The organism is Trichodesmium erythraeum IMS101 (genome assembly GCF_000014265.1).
In the GTDB taxonomy this organism is placed as follows: Bacteria; Cyanobacteriota; Cyanobacteriia; order Cyanobacteriales; family Microcoleaceae; genus Trichodesmium; species Trichodesmium erythraeum.
Window position 1 is genome coordinate 5213857 of sequence record NC_008312.1, and the last position, 19940, is coordinate 5233796.

11 protein-coding genes and 4 pseudogenes are annotated in these 19940 nt (G+C 33.3%); 6 read left to right on the plus strand and 9 right to left on the minus strand.

All coding sequences use genetic code 11. From position 1 onward, the window contains the following. The first annotated feature begins 169 nt into the window (after positions 1-169). From TERY_RS16350 to TERY_RS25560, 4 genes are all read left to right on the plus strand, one after another. Positions 170-457, plus strand: a complete 288-nt coding sequence (locus tag TERY_RS16350; RefSeq protein ID WP_011612851.1) for a sodium/substrate symporter small subunit — start codon at positions 170-172, stop codon at positions 455-457. Further along, positions 458-2140, plus strand: coding sequence for a VC_2705 family sodium/solute symporter (locus TERY_RS16355; RefSeq protein WP_011612852.1), 1683 nt, complete (start codon positions 458-460; stop codon positions 2138-2140). Between the two features lie 569 nt (positions 2141-2709). Further along, a complete protein-coding gene (locus TERY_RS16360) occupies positions 2710-3720 on the plus strand; it encodes an ATP-binding cassette domain-containing protein (RefSeq protein ID WP_011612853.1) in 1011 nt (336 codons plus the stop codon). A 443-nt stretch (positions 3721-4163) separates the two neighbouring features. Beyond that, complete coding sequence (locus tag TERY_RS25560; protein ID WP_011612854.1) at positions 4164-5807, plus strand: Calx-beta domain-containing protein; 1644 nt, start codon at positions 4164-4166, stop codon at positions 5805-5807. A gap of 440 nt (positions 5808-6247) precedes the next feature. Here TERY_RS25560 and TERY_RS25565 read toward each other — a convergent pair. Beyond that, positions 6248-6808, minus strand: a pseudogene (locus tag TERY_RS25565) (hypothetical protein). Positions 6809-7678: 870 nt separating this feature from the next. Here TERY_RS25565 and TERY_RS16375 point away from each other — a divergent pair. Further along, positions 7679-9055 (plus strand): aminopeptidase P N-terminal domain-containing protein, encoded by a 1377-nt coding sequence (locus tag TERY_RS16375; RefSeq protein ID WP_011612856.1) that lies wholly within the window; start codon positions 7679-7681, stop codon positions 9053-9055. A gap of 326 nt (positions 9056-9381) precedes the next feature. Continuing rightward, positions 9382-12966, plus strand: coding sequence for a response regulator (locus TERY_RS16380; protein ID WP_044136874.1), 3585 nt, complete (start codon positions 9382-9384; stop codon positions 12964-12966). Between the two features lie 470 nt (positions 12967-13436). On the opposite strand, the pseudogene TERY_RS37215 reads toward TERY_RS16380, so the two are convergent. The 8 genes and pseudogenes from TERY_RS37215 to TERY_RS33345 form a co-directional block, all read right to left on the minus strand. Beyond that, a pseudogene (locus tag TERY_RS37215) lies at positions 13437-14030 on the minus strand (ISAs1 family transposase); the annotation flags it as partial. A 134-nt stretch (positions 14031-14164) separates the two neighbouring features. Then, positions 14165-14620, minus strand: a complete 456-nt coding sequence (locus TERY_RS28390; RefSeq protein WP_081432519.1) for an IS630 family transposase — start codon at positions 14618-14620, stop codon at positions 14165-14167. An 8-nt stretch (positions 14621-14628) separates the two neighbouring features. Continuing rightward, the gene (locus TERY_RS16390; protein ID WP_011609939.1) at positions 14629-15132 is read right to left on the minus strand and encodes a helix-turn-helix domain-containing protein; all 504 of its coding nucleotides are present in this window, start codon (positions 15130-15132) and stop codon (positions 14629-14631) included. A gap of 61 nt (positions 15133-15193) precedes the next feature. Continuing rightward, positions 15194-15738, minus strand: a pseudogene (locus TERY_RS37220) (ISAs1 family transposase); the annotation flags it as partial. Positions 15739-15972: 234 nt separating this feature from the next. Continuing rightward, positions 15973-17319 carry a pentapeptide repeat-containing protein gene (locus tag TERY_RS16400; RefSeq protein WP_011612858.1) on the minus strand — a complete coding sequence of 449 codons (1347 nt, stop codon included), beginning with the start codon at positions 17317-17319 and terminating at the stop codon, positions 15973-15975. 1238 nt (positions 17320-18557) lie between these two features. After that, complete coding sequence (locus TERY_RS16405) at positions 18558-19328, minus strand: pentapeptide repeat-containing protein (protein WP_011612859.1); 771 nt, start codon at positions 19326-19328, stop codon at positions 18558-18560. Between the two features lie 54 nt (positions 19329-19382). Continuing rightward, positions 19383-19520, minus strand: a complete 138-nt coding sequence (locus TERY_RS33340) for a hypothetical protein (protein ID WP_155994463.1) — start codon at positions 19518-19520, stop codon at positions 19383-19385. A 97-nt stretch (positions 19521-19617) separates the two neighbouring features. Continuing rightward, positions 19618-19695, minus strand: a pseudogene (locus TERY_RS33345) (hypothetical protein); the annotation flags it as partial. Positions 19696-19940 lie beyond the last annotated feature (245 nt).

Here is a 19940-nt window from a genome sequence, read left to right on the forward strand (position 1 = left end):
AAGATTTTTGCAAGAGTTATGGCAGAAGTTATGAACTATAAGTCATAAATATATGACTGCAAAAGTCATGACTAATTAGTCATATGACTTAGATAATATTATTTAATTAATTACATTTTGGGTAGAAAATCTGATAAAAAGATGTATTATCACTCAAAAATTTAAAATAATGAATGAAAAACAACGTCGAGCATACTGGCGTGCTAATACATCATTAATTAGAAACTTGCTAATCATTTGGGCAATAGTATCAATTGTTTTTAGCATTTTATTAGTTCAACCCTTAAATACTATTCAATTCTTTGGTGTACCCTTGGGTTTTTGGATAGCACAACAAGGTTCAATTTATGTGTTTGTAATCTTAATTTTTACATACGCTATTCAAATGGATAAACTTGATAAAAAATATAACATAGACGAACTCAATGAAAAACCTAATACTGATGGGAGAGACTAGATGAGTGCAGAAGTATGGACATTGATTTTTGTGGCTGTTTCCTTTACAGGTTATCTCTATATTGGATGGCGATCGCGAGTCAAAGATAGTAAAGGTTTTTTTGTAGCGGACCAAAGTGTACCTGCTATTGCTAATGGTGCTGCTACTGGAGCGGACTGGATGTCTGCGGCCTCATTTATTTCAATGGCAGGGTTAATTTCTTTTTTAGGTTATGATGGTTCGATCTATCTTATGGGATGGACTGGTGGTTATGTACTATTAGCATTACTACTCGCTCCATACCTGCGGAAGTTTGGCAAATATACAGTACCTGACTTTGTAGGCGATCGCTACTACTCAAATGTTGCCCGTATAGTTGCAGTTATCGCTGCTATCTTCGTATCAATGACTTACGTTGCGGGGCAAATGCGGGGTGTTGGTATTGTCTTCAGTCGGTTTTTACAAGTTGACATTGGTACCGGCGTTTTCATTGGGATGATTATAGTTGCTTTTTTTGCCATCTTAGGTGGGATGAAAGGTATCACTTGGACTCAGGTTGCCCAATATACTGTACTTATTATTGCTTATCTGATTCCAGCTATTGCTATTGCTACAGTTATTACTGGTATTCCTATACCTCAATTTGCTTTTACTTTCAGCGATATTGTGGAAAAACTCAATCAAGTTCAGGTAGATTTGGGTTTTGCAGAATATACCGCAGCTTTTAGCAACAAAACTATGCTTGATGTTTTGTTTATCACTATTGCGTTGATGGTGGGAACTGCTGGTTTACCTCATGTTATTGTTCGCTTTTACACCGTGCCTGATGTAAGAGCTGCCAGATATTCTGCCGGTTGGGCATTATTATTTATTGCTATTTTGTATACAACTGCTCCTGCCTTAGCTACTTTTGCGCGATACAACTTAATTGATAGTTTACACGATAAAACTGTGGAGGAAGTTCAACAGTTAAACTGGGCGACAAAGTGGGAAAATACGGGTTTGTTAGAATTTACTGATAAAAATAATGATGGTCGCTTTCAACTCACCCCAGATAAAGAAACTAATGAAATTAAAATAGACCGGGATATTATTGTTTTGTCTACCCCAGAAGTAGCTAAACTTGCTCCTTGGGTAATTGCTTTAGTAGCAGCGGGAGGCTTGGCTGCTGCTTTGTCTACAGCATCAGGTTTGTTGTTGGTAATTTCTAGTTCCATTGCCCATGATGTTTACTATCGAATGATCGATCCAGGAGCACCGGAGTCACGACGGTTAATTGTAGGACGGATGATGGTAGGATTTTCTATTGCTATTGCTGGTTACTTTGGGGTTAACCCACCAGGGTTTGTTGCTCAGGTGGTAGCTTTTGCTTTTGGTTTGGCTGCAGCTAGTTTTTTCCCGGTGATTATTTTAGGTGTTTTTGATAAACGCACTAACCGGGAAGGAGCGATCGCTGGTATGGTAGTAGGTTTATTGTTTACTACTATTTATATTGTAGGTGTCAAGTTTGCGGGAATGCCGACATGGTTTTTCGGGGTTTCTGCTGAAGGTATTGGCACTGTGGGGATGGCGTTAAATTTTATTGTGACTTTTATAGTATCTCGGATGACACCTCCTCCACCTTTGGAAATACAAGAGATGGTAGAGAATTTACGATCGCCTCTAGCTGTGGCTGTTCCCATTAGGGATATTGGTGAGGAATAGTGAGCAAGGGTTTGGCTCTCTGGCTCTGGTGACGACTGTCTCTAACCGCTGCTAGTCCTCTTTTATGAAACCGTTGGGTTATTGCTTCTTACCATTGCATGCCTAACCCATTCACTGTTGCTACTTCTTCACTCTTTAAACCTTTGGCCAATAGCCAGATAATATACTACTGAGAGCTTTATACCACATTTCTAGCGCCTGGATAGAGCTCCTCTATTTCTTGTACTGCAAATTTGTTCTTTAATGCTCAAACGCTTTCCCATTACTTTGAGGCCTAAATATTCCTAGTGACATAGATATAAATATGCTATATAACCGGATTCTATATGAAACGGTATTACCCACTATCATTGATCAGGACTTACGCAGAACTATCATATATAGTAGGAGCTTTGCGACGGGAAAGCCCCATCTGATGGTGTATGATTTACATTGGATTTTGGGTATAAGATGTACTGGGTATACAGTAAAAATTATGTCTTGCAAGCATCTTGGCCTTGTTGGTGTACTTCACTGACAACGGAAAGCGCTGTAATATTTTGCATAAGTCCTAATTAATATTGAAACTCATGTCTATTATACTCACTAAAAATTTAAGCAAAGTCTTTCCAGTAGGTATCAAAGAACCTGGAATTAAAGGAACATTACGTCATTTTCTTCGTCGCCAATATCAATATGTTAAGGCAGTTGAAAATATTTCGTTTGAAATAGACCCGGGAGAAATAGTAGGGTTTCTTGGACCTAATGGTGCTGGGAAAACTACTACTCTAAAAATGTTGACAGGTTTAATTCATCCATCTAATGGGGTAGTTAAAGTTGCAGACTATATACCCTTTGAGCGCAAGAGAGAATTTTTACAGCAAATTACTCTAGTCATGGGGCAAAAACAACAGCTAATATGGGATTTACCTGTGTTAGACTCCCTAAAAATTAATGCGGCAGTTTATGGTGTTTCCGACAAAGAATATCGTAGACGGTTGATGGAATTCACAGAGATGTTGTCCTTAGAGGGAAAGTTGAAACAACCAGTTAGGAAGTTATCTTTGGGGGAACGGATGAAGGCAGAGTTAATGGCGGCGTTGTTACATCAGCCACAAGTTTTGTTTTTGGATGAACCAACTTTAGGTTTAGATGTTAATGCTCAGGTGGCAGTGCGGGAATTTTTGCGGGAATATAATCAACGTTATCAAGCAACGGTGTTATTGACGAGTCATTATATGGCAGATATTACGGCTTTGTGTAAGCGGGTGTTGCTAATATATCAAGGTGAATTAATTTATGATGGTAGTTTAGATGGTTTACTTGATCGCTTTGCTCCTTATAGAGAGGTGCAAATAGAATTAATTAATCCTGTGCCTGTAGAAGATGTGAATTTTCATCAATTTTTATCTAATTATGGGGAGGTAGAATCATTAACAGGTCAGGCAGTACGTTTGTTGGTCCGTCGGGAAAATTTAACTACAACTGTAGCCAAAATTTTGGCAGAATTAGAAGTACAAGATTTGACAGTAACTGATCCACCTATTGAGAAGATTATTGGTAGAGTTTTTCGCTCAGGGCTGACTACTGAAGTCAAATAATTAAATAAGACTTACAATTATACTATCATAAGAGATATATCAAATTCATTTCTTTATCAGATCAATATTACACACAAGACTGACCTATGTAGATGAGATTACACAACATTTGTATGGGTTAACAATTTTTATAATGTCAAATAATTTCCTGAAATTACTGAGCGGGTTAAAGTTTTGAGCTCATAAAATCTTGATGGGTAACTTTTGACTTAGTCTAAAGGTATACTAAGTAGTTGGACATAAATAAACAGCATTATGTTAAGAAATGTAAAATAATGATTTTTTCTATCTGAAAGCTTTATTATATTATTTACAAAACTTTAGACAGCAGGGAAAACTTATGTCCCACTACTTATATGTGTTAGTTATGGGTAGAGGTCTGATTAAACTATAATAGAGGTGTATCAGTACAACTATTAAACTTAATATCAAGGTTGATTATTATGAAACCAATAATTGGTACTACAGAGTCCGAAAAACTAATTGGTAGTCGAGATAGGGAAAAAATATTTGGCTTGGATGGTGATGACACCTTAGAAGGTCGTCAGGGTTTTGACCATCTCTTTGGCGGAGATGGTAATGATGTCTTAATAGGTGGTCAAGGTCGCGATCGCTTCAATGGGGGTAGAGGAAATGATACCCTCACTGGTAATGCCAGTAAAGACTTTTTTATCTTTGATGCTAAAGAAGATATTGATTTTCAGGCCCTTGGTGTCGATACAATTACAGATTTTGTTCCCGATCAAGATACAATTATCCTTGCTAAAAGAAAATTTACAAAAATTTCCAGTGATGCTGGAAGTGGGTTTAGTATTGACAATGAATTTGACACTGTGACCGATAATGCTGCAACTTCTGACGCTATAATTGTCTACGATAGCACGACTGGTCAGCTATTCTATAATGCTAATGGTAGTGAAGAAGGTTTTGGAGATGGCGGTCAATTTGCAATTCTTGAAAATCTACCAGACCTAAAAGCTGAAGACTTCAAATTAAGAGCTCATCCTACAGCAGAACCAGAACCAGAACCAGAACCAGAATTTGAAGTTTCTATCGACAAAGTTAGTGTAGTTGAAGGGGATGCCGGGACTACAGACGCAACTTTTACCGTTAATCTCAATGATCCTAGTGAACAGACTATTGAAGTTGCTTATGATACAGACCCTAGTGGTATCTTTAAACTAGCAGTTGTTATACCTGATGAAGCTATAGCAGGGCAAGATTATGAAGTTACCAGAGGTGTGTTAACATTTAATCCTGGTGAAACAACAAAAACTTTTACAGTACCTATTATTGGTGATACACAGCAAGAGTTAGATGAATTTTTCACTGTTTATCTACTGGACCCTACTACTATCAACACCGATAGTCCTAACATATTAACAACAACAAAAGGGATAATTGAAAATGATGATGCTGAGATTACAAATAATGTAATTAAATTTACTCCCTCAAGTACAGAAGAAGAGATAAAAGCTCAAAATGGACCTAGTATTGAGCTCGTCGACGGCCAAACTATTTATATTGGTACTTGGCAAAGAACGGTTAACAACCAAGATCCCATTATTGCTAGCTTCGATCCAATAAACCCCACTAATAACTGGGTGCGAACAGATTATGAAACCACTGGAGCAGACGGTAGAGGTCGTGGTTTATTCTGGGATGGAGAGGACTTATATGCAGTTTTTAGCGTTGACGGTACTCAGGGAACTCCAGAACAGGACTTTCGCCGTGCTGCTACTGATGCTGTACAGCCTTGGCTACGCAGTTATGGTCAAGGTGGTGGTGCAAGTGTAAGTGTTGTTGCCAGGATAGATATAGATGATTTAACTAACCCAGGAGAAATGACAGATGCAGCATATTTTACAGCACTTTTGAGCAATGGTAATAGTAATACATTGAAAGTTACTGATCTATCTATTAATTCTGATAATAATCTAATTGTAGAAGCTGACTCTTTCTTTTCACCGCGCAACCCTGATGGTAGTCGGATTGAAATACCATCTGGTTTGTCTTCACCATTTGATTATAGATTAGTAATTACACCTGACTTAAATGAAGTTCTTGACAGTGAAGTTATTTTTTAGGAGCTAAAAAAAATTAGATTTAGCACTACAAATTTATGACAGAGATATTGGCAAATTATGTTTGCGAATTGTACAGGAAAAAGCTCGGTTATAGATAAATTTTACCTTTTTATTTTCCCCTAGTGCTATATCTCTGAACCAAGAATATGGGAAAGTTCGACGTAACTTTCCTGCAAAATATTTAATAACTTTTTCTATCTAAAAAAACAAATTATCAATTAATAGTAAATATAGAAATATTGCCTAATGTCAACACCATCACCCCATCAAGGTTGGAATATTACCGAAGTACTGAAGAAGTTTATTTTCTCCACGATAATTTTGTACTGTTATTTATATCAAAAAAATTAATTATTTAACAAACCATATTTTGTGAAAAAAGACTCAATATTTTTACTATAACCAAATTCTCCATGACTACCTCTTAAAATAGTTAATAATTAATTCAGTGCATTAGCTTGATTAAGTAATTTGTAAAATCTTACTGCATAGTTATATGGCACAATTAAATTAGTATCGCCATGAACAGTAAAAATAGGTAGTAGTTGAGAATGTACATAATGAATTGGAGAAACACGCTCTGCCATTTCTAAGCGATCGCTCTAGTTTCCCATCCACTTCAGACCATAATTTTAAACATTTGTTCCTTGCAGCAAATTTTTGATATCAGTAATACCAAAGCAATTAACAATTCCAGCTACTTTGAATTTATCATCACCAGAGCAATAATAGTCAAAACCAGCAGCAGCAGAAAATATACCTGTTGTCGTCCCCAAATGAATGCCAGTAGAAAACCTACTGACAACAATTTTTTCCACATTGAAATTATATTGTTGAGCATTCCTTATTGCCCAACCTAAAGCACACTGAGAGCCTGCCACTGCTCCAGGTGCTAGGGACTGTGCTACCAAACAATATCCCACAAAAATACAACCGAAAAACCCATTTTCAAATATGGCAATAAAAAAAATAGCTCCACTTCTTTGGGACGGTATAACCAACCCCCACCATGAATAAAAATTACTATTGGTTCTGGTTTAGTTACAAGAGTCTGATAAATGTCTAATTTCAGACTGTATTAAAAGTCAAAGATTTAATATTTTTGTGAATCTTATAGTTATTCAAAAATACCAGTATTTAAGAAACAGATTTTTACAGTAAATTTCAAATATTAATCAGGAAAAATTTAACCTAACAAATACTTTTTTATATCATGTTATAAAGAGTTTTTTTATATTTTACTTACTCTCAATTGATGGTTTTTATATATGTTTATGTTAATATCTTTATGTCAATATTTTCCCTAAATATTCTATCTATTCTGAATGATAATAACAGTCTAATTAACTAGAAAAATTGAAATTTTTAACAGCTTGCTTCAGCTATTTATACTAATTAGCTACAGAGAAATTACTCCTGCACATTCCCCAGAAAGGAATCTTATATTTGTATAGCTTAAATCTATTAATATGAATTGAAATATAGTGAATCCTTTATAGAGTTTTAATCAACAAATTTATAGTATTTTTCAGCAAATTTAGAACACACTGCTAAAAAACAAAAATCCTTGTAAAGACTTTTTTAGAATCTTCCATACCATGATCTACTAATTATAGAAATCGCTACAATTTTCCGTACATCTTGAGAAAAATATTTGTATTTTTTCACCTCAGGGTTTGGAAACTAAACCCTACTACCTCCGTAATCCTTAAACTCATTAAATATTATATATTGACGGGACTGAACCATAACTACCATATATAATAATAAATCCTACAAATGGTATATAGTTTCATATATGTACCTAAGTCCTGATTCAGTTTATTAACAATCTCTAGTAACCATAAATAACAATTCAATAAATAACTACCATGCAAATTCCAACAAATCATACTTATCTATCTAAAACACTCCGCAACCGACGAGAAAAATTAGCAAAATTAATTGATTTTCCAACAATACTTTGGTCAGGTAGTTCTAGTTCCCGCAACTTTCCAGCTAATACTTTTCCCTTCCGTCCTAGCAGTCATTTTCTTTATTTTGCTGGGCTACCTATTGAAGATGCTGCTATCCGTTTAGAAGGAGGAAAATTAGAACTATTTATGGATAATCTATCCCCAAGTAATTTACTTTGGCATGGAGAAATACCAACACGCGATCGCCTCGCCGAAATTATAGGTGCTGATGCTGCTTTTCCGATTAAAGAATTAAAAGATTATGCCGCAAATGCAGCAACTATTTATGTACAAAATCCCACTACTAAAATCACACAATGTCAGATTTTAAATCGCGATATTTTTCCTTCTAAGAAACACCAAAAAATTGACTTAGAATTAACAAAAGCAATTATCTCTTTAAGACTTAGCCATGATGATATGGCTTTAACAGAAATTAAACAAGCAGCAGCAGTAACAGTAAAAGCTCATAAAGCAGGAATGGCAGCAACAAAAAATGCTAAATTTGAAGCTAATATCCGTGCTGCAATGGAAAGTATTATTATTTCTCATAATATGACCTGTGCTTATAACAGTATTGTAACTGTACATGGGGAAGTTTTACACAATGGAGAATATTATCATCCTCTACAAACAGGAGATTTACTATTAGCAGATGTGGGAGCAGAAACAACTTTAGGTTGGGCAAGTGATGTGACTCGTACTTGGCCTATTTCTGGTAAGTTTTCTCCTACACAAAGAGATATTTATGATGTAGTTTTAGCTGCCCATGATAATTGTATTGCTCAACTTAAACCAGGTGTAGAATATTTAGATATTCATTTATTAGCAGCTAAAACTATCGCCGAAGGATTAGTTAATTTAGGAATCTTAAAAGGTCAACCAGAACAGTTAGTAGAAATGGATGCTCATGCATTATTTTTTCCCCACGGAGTTGGTCATTTATTAGGTTTAGATGTACACGATATGGAAGATTTAGGAGATTTAGCAGGATATGAAATAGGTCGGGAACGTAGTAGTCGTTTTGGTTTAAGTTTTTTGCGATTAAATCGTCCGTTAGCTTCTGGAATGTTAGTCACAATTGAGCCTGGTTTTTATCAAGTTCCAGCGATTTTAAATAACACAGAAACACGTCAAAAATATCAGCATATTGTCAATTGGGAAAAGCTCAAACATTTTTCTGATGTTCGAGGTATTAGGATTGAAGATGATGTTTTAGTTACCACAAAAGGTGCTGAAATTTTGACTAAAGAATTACCAAGCAATACAGATGTAATTGAAAGTTTACTGTAACCATTTAACGGTTATTTTAAGTATGATTACACATTTTTTATACCAAAATTTTTATAAGATATACCACAAATAAAATTAGGGTAGATAAATAATTTTGTTTAGGTACTCAAGTAAAAATAAATATTAGACATTTCCAAAAATACCGATGTTAAAAGATTAGGGTAAGGCAAAGGTTTGGAAAACCTTTCTGGAGATGTCTATGATCCAAACTATTTCTTATTATTATAAATAATAGAAACTGTAATCCACCTTATTCCATAAAAAAAGTAGTATTTATACTATATAATATGTGGAATATAATTAGCTATTATATAGAGTTATTTTCCATGAAAAAAAAATCTCTCAGGCAATTAGATAGAAAGACAAGTTTTTTGAAAGAAATTCCTTTAACGTACATCTTAGTTATTCCTTTCCTTTTACAGCTCTTAATTGTAGTCGGATTAATAGGATGGTTATCTTTTCGCAATGGGCAGAAAGCTATCAATGACTTAGTTAGTAAATTGCAGGAAGAAGTTGGTGCCCGTATCGATCAGAAAGTAGATAACTATTTACAAATTCCTCATCAGATTAATCAATTAACTGCTCATGCCGTCAAGGAAGATAATCTGAGTATATTCCCAGTTCGAGGTGAAAGTCTTTTTGTGCTACAAATGAATTTGTTTAAGTCAGTTCAATGGATTTATTGTGGTAGTCCTGAAAAAGGTGAATATATGGGAGTAACAAGACTAGGAAAAAGTCAAACTTTACGGTTGGCTTTTAGTAATCAATCAACTGATTTTTTAAGTTATGAATCTGCTTTAGACAGCCAAGTCAATATTACAAATTCAATACAAGGTTCTAGAACATATGATTCTCGAAATCGCCCCTGGTATCAAGCAAGTGTTAAGGCAGGTAAAGCTACATGGAGTGAAATTTACAAAGACTTTAACAGCGGAGAACCTGTAATTACTGCTACTTTGCCAGTATACGATCAGCAAAATCAGCTCAAAGCAGTATGTGGTGTTGATCTTTACTTCTATCAAGAACTAAGTCAATTCCTCAAAAACCTAGAAATTGGTAATACTGGACAAGCTTTTATTTTAAATAAAAAAGGTATTATAATAGCAAGTTCCATTGCAAAAGCAGAATTGGAAGATAAAGATAGATTAGGATTTCAAAAAGCTGTAGATAGTAATAATCTACTAATAAAGTCAACGGCACAATATTTAATAGATCAATACAAAGACTTCAGTCACATTGACACTATAAAACAACTTAAATTTGAGATAGATGGTGAACAAATATTTATGCAAGTTTCACCTTACAAGGATGAATATGGTCTTCATTGGTTGACAGTAGTAGTCATCCCCAAAAGCGAGTTTATGACACAAATAAATAAGAATACTAAATCAACTATTGAACTATGTATTCTGGCTTTGGCAATAACTTTAGGTTTAGGGCTATTAATAGTGAATTGGATCACTAAATCAATCAAACAATTATCAAGAGCAACCTGCGCAATTTCTCAAGGAAAACTCAATCAAAATGTATCAATTCAAGGATTCAAAGAGTTGGTGATTTTAGCTGAATCTTTTAATAAAATGACAAAAGAGTTAGCAGAATCATTTAATCATCTAGAAAGAAAAAATCAAGAGTTGCAACACTTAGACCAACTTAAAGATGAATTTTTAGCAAATACATCCCATGAACTACGTACACCTCTAAATGGAATAATTGGCATAGCAGATTCCATAAGAGATGGTGCTACCGGTCCGATCTCAGAATTGCAGAAAAAGAATCTATCAATGATTGTTGGTAGTGGACATCGTTTAGCCAACTTAGTCAATGATATTCTTGATTTTTCCAAACTACGACACTGCAGCATCAAACTACAAATATCTTCAGTAGGTATGCGAGAAGTTACTGAAATAGTTCTCGCCTTTTCTCGGATGATTTTAGAAGGCAAAGATTTACAGCTTATTAATGCTATTTCATCAGATTTACCACCTGTGGAAGCAGATGAAAATCGCATTCAGCAAATTATGCATAACTTGGTAGGAAATGCTATCAAATTTACAGACTCCGGTGTAGTCAAAGTGTCAGCAGAATTAATTGATGTTAATAAAAAAATGGCAATTACCGTTTCCGATACTGGTATTGGTATCCCTGAAGATAAATATGAGGCAATTTTTAAGTCTTTTGAACAAGGAGATGGATCTACAGAGCGTCAATATGGTGGTACAGGTTTAGGTTTACCAATTACAAAAAAATTAGTTGAATTACACGGTGGGACTATTTCAGTAAAATCAACTGTTGGTATTGGTTCAGAGTTTACTTTTACTCTGAATGTATCTGAAAAACCTGCACAAAATAAAATTATTGAATCTTCTTCCCTAAATCAAATGTCTTTGTTGGATACCGACTATTTAGCCCCATCAGTTCCCGAGCCTACCTATTTAGAATCAGAAATTAATCAAGTTCAGACATCTAGCCTCCCTTCATCATCTAAAAAAGAAAGTGAATTCCAAATTCTTATTGTTGATGATGAGCCTGTGAATCTAACCTTATTATCTAATCAACTTTCTTTGCATAATTATCAAGTTATTCAAGCTAATAATGGGCAGAAAGCTTTAGATATTCTGGCTCAAGATTTTCTACCAGATTTAATTTTATTAGATGTCATGATGCCTGGTATGACTGGTTATGAAGTCACACAAAAAGTTCGCGAAACCTGGCTATTACATCAACTACCAATTATCATGTTAACTGCTAAAAATAGAGTTTCCGATTTAGTCATGGGATTAGAAGTAGGGGCTAATGATTATCTATCTAAACCATTCCACAAAAAAGAATTATTAGCTAGAATTAAGACACATATTAATATCAAAAAACTTCGCACAGAAAAAGCACATATTCGTCAAACTTTTGGTCGTTATGTTACAGACGAAGTTGTTGATAATGTCCTAGAAACACCAGAAGGTTTAAAACTAGGCGGTGAACGAAAAAAAGTTACCATTCTCACTTCTGACCTTCGAGGTTTTACCAGCCTTTCTGAAAGATTAGCACCAGAAGAAGTTGTGATGGTGCTAAATTTTTATCTCTCTTCTATGGCAGATGTTATTATCTCTTTTCAAGGAACTATAGATGAATTTATGGGAGATGGAATTTTAGTTTTATTTGGGGCACTAAATCCTAGAAAAGATGATGCCAAAAGAGCTATTGCTTGTGCTGTAGCTATGCAGCAAAAAATAAAACTTGTAAACAAACAAATGGAAGCTTGGGGTTATAATCCTTTAGAAATGGGAATTGGTATTAATACTGGGGAAGTTGTTGTTGGAAATATTGGTTCTGAGAAACGGACAAAATATGGTGTGGTAGGAAACCAAGTTAATTTAACTTATCGGATTGAATCTTATTCAACCAGTGATGAAATACTTATTTCTGAAACTACACTAACAGAGGTAGGAGAGTCACTTTTAAGAATTGATGGGCAAAAATTAGTACAGCCAAAAGGAGTTAAACAACCTATTAATATTTATAATATTGGTGGAATTGCTGGAGAATATAATATATTTTTACAAAAAGAAGAAGAAATCTTTTTAGACTTGGCTGAAAAAATCCTTATTCAATATATAATTTTGGAAGGTAAACACGTTGGGGAAAACCTATTTTTTGGCAGTTTAGTTAAACTATCTGCTAGAGGAGCATTAGTCAAATCTGATTCCAAAGAAACTAACTCTATACCTTCTGTATTTACTAATATTAAAATTAACTTATTACTTTCTCTTCACTTGGGAGCAGTAGGAGAAGATATTTATGCTAAAGTTTTGGATAAACCTGTGGAGCCTGGGTATTTTTATATTTTATTTACTTCTAAAACACCAGAATTCAAAGCTTTTATTGATATACAATATAGTAAATTAATACCTTAGTAAAAAGCTCAAGTAAAAAGCTAACAGTAAAAAGTTAAAAATTACACCAAATTCCTAAAAAGAATACAAGCCTTACTCAAGTAATCCCAATTCCGATGCATTATTGCTATACTTAGGTAACACTTCAGTTATTAAGTAATTAACAAAAAGGGAATAACTTTCTGACACCATCAACCTTCTCGAATTATCTCAATAGATATACTCTGAAACAATTTTCTGGCTGATACTATTTTTCACAAAAATAGAACACTATTCTTACCAATAAAAAACTCTTGTAATAACTAATTATGAAACATCCCCACTGCTGTATACCTAAGTGAAAAATTTTATAAATCTTTCCTTTTTTCTGACTTTTAACTTTTGAATTTCTAAACTTTAACCTTCTTTATTTAACAAAAGTTAATATTAATAGGCTCATAAAATCTACAGCTTTTCTATTTTGATTATGAAACTTCATACATCATTTATACTTAACCATTACTATGTAAGAATACCACTGTAATTAACCAGTTAAGATCATCTTGGCGAAGACTGCCTTTAAATGTTTTCTCTTGACGAAGAACATTAACTACCAGTGGTCTAAGAAAAGCAAAGTTGTGTGGACTATATTCTCACCGAATACGACATTGATCTTCGGACAAAGTGGCATCAAGTGTGAAATTAAGATTATTTTCGATGCTCCAATGAGTGGGAATAGCATAGCAGAGAAATTGAGCATTAGGAGCTAAAGAGCTCAAATAAAAATGAATATCATGGGTAGTTTTATTCTATAAGTCGCGAATGTACTCGACAACAACAATAGTTTGTAGTTCATTCCATTGTTTTTGTTGATGAAGCCCTCCAAACTTTTCTAGAGGAATAGCCCAAACATATCGTTTTTCAGTGTGATGATCTGCTTTCTCCACTGAACTATAGTAGTCGTGATCAAATTCCTGGAAATTACTTGTTCTATTGTGATTAAACCACTGTTTGACTTGGGATAGTAAAGTGGGATAATTAGCTTTAAGAGTTACGATACACTCAGCTTTATTTTGACGAATTTGTCGAATAATATTGGTTTGAGTTTCTATGCATCTAAAGTAATACCAATTTCCTAAAGTCCGACTACACATAATGCTTCAAGAATAAAATCATATCCTGTACAAGAAGCAATATCTTTTTGACTAAATTCAGTTAATATATTTCTCAGGATTCTGCGTCAGAAATCTAAGGAATCGAAAACTCGATTTTTCAAGAATTTTTTCACCTCTTTCCACAGTCTTTCAATGGGATTAACTTCGGGACAATAAGGAGGTTGAAATAATAAAATGATGTGATCAGGGATAGATAAATCATTCCCTAGATGCCCTCGCCCGTTATCTAGTTGAATAATATGAATCTCTTCAGGATATGTTTGAGAAAAAAGCTCTAAAAATCTTTCAAAGCAAGGAGTATCTAGATGACTAAATTCATAAAAAAAGGAATCTCCTGTTTTTGGTTCTACTAAACCATAAAGCCATAGATATTTAAATAGCCATTGATATAAACCAATGGGCTTAACACCGCAAGCAGTAATGACTTTACCTGTTATAGTTTTTAATCCAATTCTAGTCTCGTCTTGACACCAATAGCGAATTGGCAGTTGATTTTCCGAATATTTATTAATTAACTTAATTTTCTCTTCTAGTTGAGATGAGAGTTTTTTTTAAAGTTTTCTTGAGCTTCTTTATTTTGTTTTATGTGATTTGGACGTGGAACTTTTAATTTACTTTTTAATTTATATCTGACTAATTGATGAACTGTTCGATAAGACAGCTCGATGTCAAAACAAGTCGTTAACCACTGTTGAATTTCACCATAGCTTTGGAAACCTTCCGGGTTTTGCAATTCTGCTTCTAATTTCTCGATTACATTTGGTGGAATTGAACTTGGCCTCCCTCCTAGATTTTTCTTTGGTTCTAGTAAAAGATTCAGTCCACCTGTACGATATTTCCCTAACCATTTTTGTACTGTGACTCGATTGCGTCCTAACATTATCGCAATTTCTTTTACTGTTTCTACTGTTTGAGTTTTCAACCAGTAAATAGTTTGAAGTCTTTCCTTTTCTTGAGCTGTACTCGCACTTTTTAAAAGTTTTTTGAGAGTTTCTACCGATTCATTTATCTCAATTTTTACTACTCCTGACATGGGGACATTTTCTATAATAGGTTACTTATAAAAGTGTAGCTTAAGTTTATGAAATTGGTATAATAATTGCACCTCCTACGTCTAATAATTCTAATAAAGTTGGAATTGCCGTAATTTCATTTGAATAGTCTTTTACCCTTACTTGTTCCAAAACTAAATCCTGTTCACTTACCCATGTAGTGACGAAATGCAACGAGGTAGCCCAAGCTCAAAGTTATAAGAACCTCCAAGATTTTTCCCATCAATGGGGATATTTTTTCCTTTAAGTGACCCCATTATGGTTAAAAGCCATTTCGGTAGGGATTTTTCCAGTGCAACAGAATTAATTCTTTTAAAGACTCCTCTAAAAGTATCATCACTAGGAATTTCCTTCGGGAATTCTAGAAATTCTCTTAACTATTGTTCTTTAGCTATGCCATAATTTTCCATATCTTCCCATCCTTCTCCTCCTACAGTGACACCAAAAATAGCGATCGCTAATATATTAGTTAATTTATGCCTTAATATATCAGTTAACTTATGCCTTTAGCTCCTTTAGACTGTGGGATATTCTATTTCGTCAAAATAACCTAATAAGCTGTCTTGTATTTCATCAATAGATACCAAAGACTTGGGAGTCGTTTTTTTATCCTTTTGTTTCCCTTGATTAAACTGTTGAGAGCCAAAACCTTTTGTCATTCTCTCTATTTTCCCTCTAGTTAATTTAGATAAGAACTTAATTATAATTGGGTTTGATGTACAATTTCCTACGAATATTTTATTTTTTTGTCAAGTATATTTGATATAATTTTAGATTAAGCTTACCCTACTTTAATTAGTTAATTTATTTACAAATTATACCTAAAACTTATCTTTAAAAACAGCCCCACGTTTAATTAAATCCTGCTTCATCTTCTCAGAAACTCCCATATTATTACCAAATATAGCACCATCTAATTCTGCACCTTCTAGATTTATCTTCCTTAAATCAGCCCCTAATAACCTAGCATTTTTCAAGTTAGCGTTCATTAAATTTGCCATAATTAACTTTGCATTTGATAATTCCGCATCACACAATTGTGCTTTTAGCAGCTTAGCTTGATTTAATAAAGCACCCGTCATAATAGAATTAAATAATAAAGTATTGCTCAGGTTAGCTCCTTGCATATTTGCACTATATAAATTTGCCTTAATCAAATTAATATCTGCTAGATTAGCATTAGTTAATTTAATATGAGCGAGATTAGCATTACTAAGGTTAGCATATCTGAGGTTAGCATATTCCAGATTAGCATTAGTTAAATTAGCAGTGCCGATATTAGCACCCTTAAGATCAGCATTTTCCAGATGAACACCACTTAAATTTCTCCCATAAGCACCATGATTAATAATATCCCAAACCAGATACCACTTATTATCTAATTCTGTTCCATGATTAATTTTCACCCCTCTTAAATTAACATGATTTAAATTAGTATTCCTCAACTTTGTGTAATTAAGATTAGCATCACTAAAATTAGTACCTATAAGATTAGCACCTTCAAGATTAGCACCTTCAAGATTAGCTCCATTTAATTGAGTTCCAACAAGATTAACATTAGATAAATTAGAATCTTTGAGATTAGCATCTTTAAGAGTAGCATTACTCAAATTAGCATAACTAAAATTAGTACCTATAAGATTAGCTTCGTTGAGGTTTGCATCATTAAGTTCCGCATAACTCAAGTTAACATTTGTCAGATTACTATTTCTAAGATTAGCACGAATTAAATTAGCGTATAATAAATTAGCTTGAATTAAGTATGCATCTGTAATCTCACTACGCCAGAGGTTAGCACCTTCTAGGTCAGCACCTTTGAGGTTAGCACTTTTGAAACTAGCACCTCTGATATCTGCCCCTTTAAAATTTACTTTACTAAAGTTAGCAAACCACATTATTGCCCCACTTAGATTAGCACCACTCAGATCACTATTACTAAAGTTAGTTCTTTTCAAATTAGCACAAAGTAGATAAGCACCCCGGAGAATAGTTTCACTCAAATTAACATCATCTAGATCACTCATACTCAGGTCAACGGACTCAAGGTTGACACCAGCAAAATTGTTAGTCAATTTTTGATGGCTAGCTTGATCCCCATTATTTATTGCTTGATTAATAGTATCTTTAATTAGTTTCTGTAATTTATCAAGTGATTTTTGGTTAGCCATATATAGCTATCTGCTCCTTAAGGCTTTCAATTAAGATGTTACATCATTTAGATAAATATTTGCTATAATCTATTTTTGCCTGTTGTCTATTAGATGTTAACTATGAAACAGAGTTTTGTAATATTATTTACTCAAATTTATATTCTTTGAGGGTGATCATTAAAATACTTAAAAAGTAAATCTAAAAAACGGAATATAAAGTTAGAAGTCGCAGAGAGCAACAATATACAACATTAACCAACAGAAAATATTCTAACAATATGTAAGAATTAAGGTTCTATAGAAAACTCTATCAGTTTTTACTTATAAGAATTTTCAGTCATTACTTCCCAAATTATATTCTCAAAACCGAAATGGCTATAAGCCTTTATTTTCCTTGTCAGTCATTTTTATAATTCACTTTATGACTAAGTTTGAAATACCTTAATCCTGACAACAAAACCGAAATGGCTATAAGCCTTTATTTTCCTTGTCAGTCATTTTTATAATTCACTTTATGACTAAGTTTGAAATACCTTAATCCTGAAACAATATTGACTAAAATATAGCTAGTCCTAGCAAAGTGAGGACTTTTACTATAGTAACAATTCACCCATAAGTTGTGGGAGATTTACATACTCATAAAGTTTGAAAAAATCAAAGTTTAACTATTAGCAAACAATTTGAAAGGCTATTTAAAATTTTTAAATTAATGGCATAAGTAATAAAAATTTAGTTTAGTCACTATTTTACATTTTAACCGGTACCTTTATTTTTTTATCTGTTATTCCCCAGACATAAATTAAAATATTTCCCCAGAGAATATGACATTTCTATATCATAAAAACAGCTAGCTCTTGAGACTTAAAAAGTAGATACCAATTTTTTCATCTTTTATAGAAAAATCATCCTTTTTATTCCACTAAATATTCATCCTTTTTTTTGAGTTTTTTTGAGCTTTTTTTGATTTAACCTAGTCTTAAGTCAGAAAATTGCAAATTATAATAACTTTAGTCAGACTGATAAATTATATTATATTAAGTTTTTAAATAAGTTTTTAACCTACCAATACTTTAACTTAAATATATAATGAAAAAAGGTATAAAGCAAAAGTTATAGTTTCAGTTTAAATGGCAAACACTATAACAAAAAACATTGATTGATAACACCATATAATCTAACTTGAGTTATCCATAACAAACCTACCCTCATGATTCATTATTTTATGATAATTTATTAATTCCTAAGTTTTTTTTTGACTAATCATTCTCAAATACTACTCCACGACTAATTAAGTTTTGCTTCATTCCCTCAGATAAACTAGCATCATGCCATAACCTAGCTTTCTCTACTTTTGTATGTTGAAAATTTGTTCCTTTTAAATTTGTTAATACTAATCCAGCATTACTTAAATTAGCATTACTTAAATTGGCATTACTTAAATTAGCATTACTTAAATTGGCATTACTTAAATTGGCATTACTTAAATTAGCACCACTTAAATTAGCACCACTTAAATTAGCCAAAGCTAGACTAACACGGTACAAGTTTGCATCAGTTAAATTGGCATTACTTAACAACGCACCACTCAAATCTGCACCACCCAAATTTACTTGACTAAGATTAGCTTCACTCAAATCTGCATCACTTAAATCTGCACCTCTTAAATAAGCAGCATATAGATTTACCCCACTTAAATCAACACCACATAAATTAACACCATTAAATTTAGCACCAGCAAAATCTTTAGTAGGATTTAGACCTGCAATATTTGCTAAGTCCAATAAATCTTCTGTATTTGCCTCAACCACATTTTTGCTCATAATTCTAAACTCTAAAAAATCACATCCAGCAAAAGTTGCAGATAACATCAAACTTTGCAACTCCTCTGAAGACTTATTTTGTAACGAATGAGAAGTTAACTCAGAGTTAAAATTCTGCGATCGCAACCAAAGCACCAATTTTCTTTCTAACACTGCGAGTTGATTGGGGCTAATATTATGAGGCCATAATCCTTCAATACCACTCATAGAAACAAAAATTTTATCAGCTATATTTTTAATTGTTATAACAGTTTTTTCTACCTAAGAATAAGTTTTAACTGATTTAATAGTCCTCAAATCATCTCGTCGTTTCACCAACTCTTGCTGTAGGTTTTCCGAAACACCCAAATTTCGAGCAAATATAGTCTTCTCTACAATTGCCTCTTTATAAATCTGCACCTTTCAAATGACTACCTCGTAAATTGGTCTTAGTTCAATTAACTCCACTGAGGTCAGCATTTTCCAGAATAGTGTTACTTTTAGTAACACTAACTAATTATGTGTTGTCACCACCTTCAGACTTAGGTATTATATGGTCTACTTTTATCAACTCTAATGGTTTGAATATACTTCCACAGAATGCGCATTTGTTTTTCTAAGGTACAGAATTAGTTGGCCAATCCTCTTCTTACCGGATTTAATTTAGCCATTAAAGACTTTGTTGGAGAAGTTTTTTTGTATCAAAGATTTTTACAAGTTTCCGGTAATGAATTTTTATGCTCTTACTCAATGGCTTGATCAACCTCTTAAATCTTTGTTTAGTTGACTTAATTTTCCATTGCCTTATAGTGAATACTAAGAAGTCAAATCCAGGTTTAT

Excerpts from the sequence above, each read along its gene's own strand:
- TERY_RS16400 (WP_011612858.1), bottom strand. The coding sequence starts at position 17,319 with ATGGCTAACCAAAAATCACTTGATAAATTACAGAAACTAATTAAAGAT.
- TERY_RS16355 (WP_011612852.1), top strand. The coding sequence starts at position 458 with ATGAGTGCAGAAGTATGGACATTGATTTTTGTGGCTGTTTCCTTTACA.
- TERY_RS16360 (WP_011612853.1), top strand. The coding sequence starts at position 2,710 with ATGTCTATTATACTCACTAAAAATTTAAGCAAAGTCTTTCCAGTAGGT.
- TERY_RS16380 (WP_044136874.1), top strand. The coding sequence starts at position 9,382 with ATGAAAAAAAAATCTCTCAGGCAATTAGATAGAAAGACAAGTTTTTTG.
- TERY_RS25560 (WP_011612854.1), top strand. The coding sequence starts at position 4,164 with ATGAAACCAATAATTGGTACTACAGAGTCCGAAAAACTAATTGGTAGT.
- TERY_RS16375 (WP_011612856.1), top strand. The coding sequence starts at position 7,679 with ATGCAAATTCCAACAAATCATACTTATCTATCTAAAACACTCCGCAAC.
- TERY_RS16390 (WP_011609939.1), bottom strand. The coding sequence starts at position 15,132 with ATGTCAGGAGTAGTAAAAATTGAGATAAATGAATCGGTAGAAACTCTC.
- TERY_RS16350 (WP_011612851.1), top strand. The coding sequence starts at position 170 with ATGAATGAAAAACAACGTCGAGCATACTGGCGTGCTAATACATCATTA.
- TERY_RS16405 (WP_011612859.1), bottom strand. The coding sequence starts at position 19,328 with ATGAGTGGTATTGAAGGATTATGGCCTCATAATATTAGCCCCAATCAA.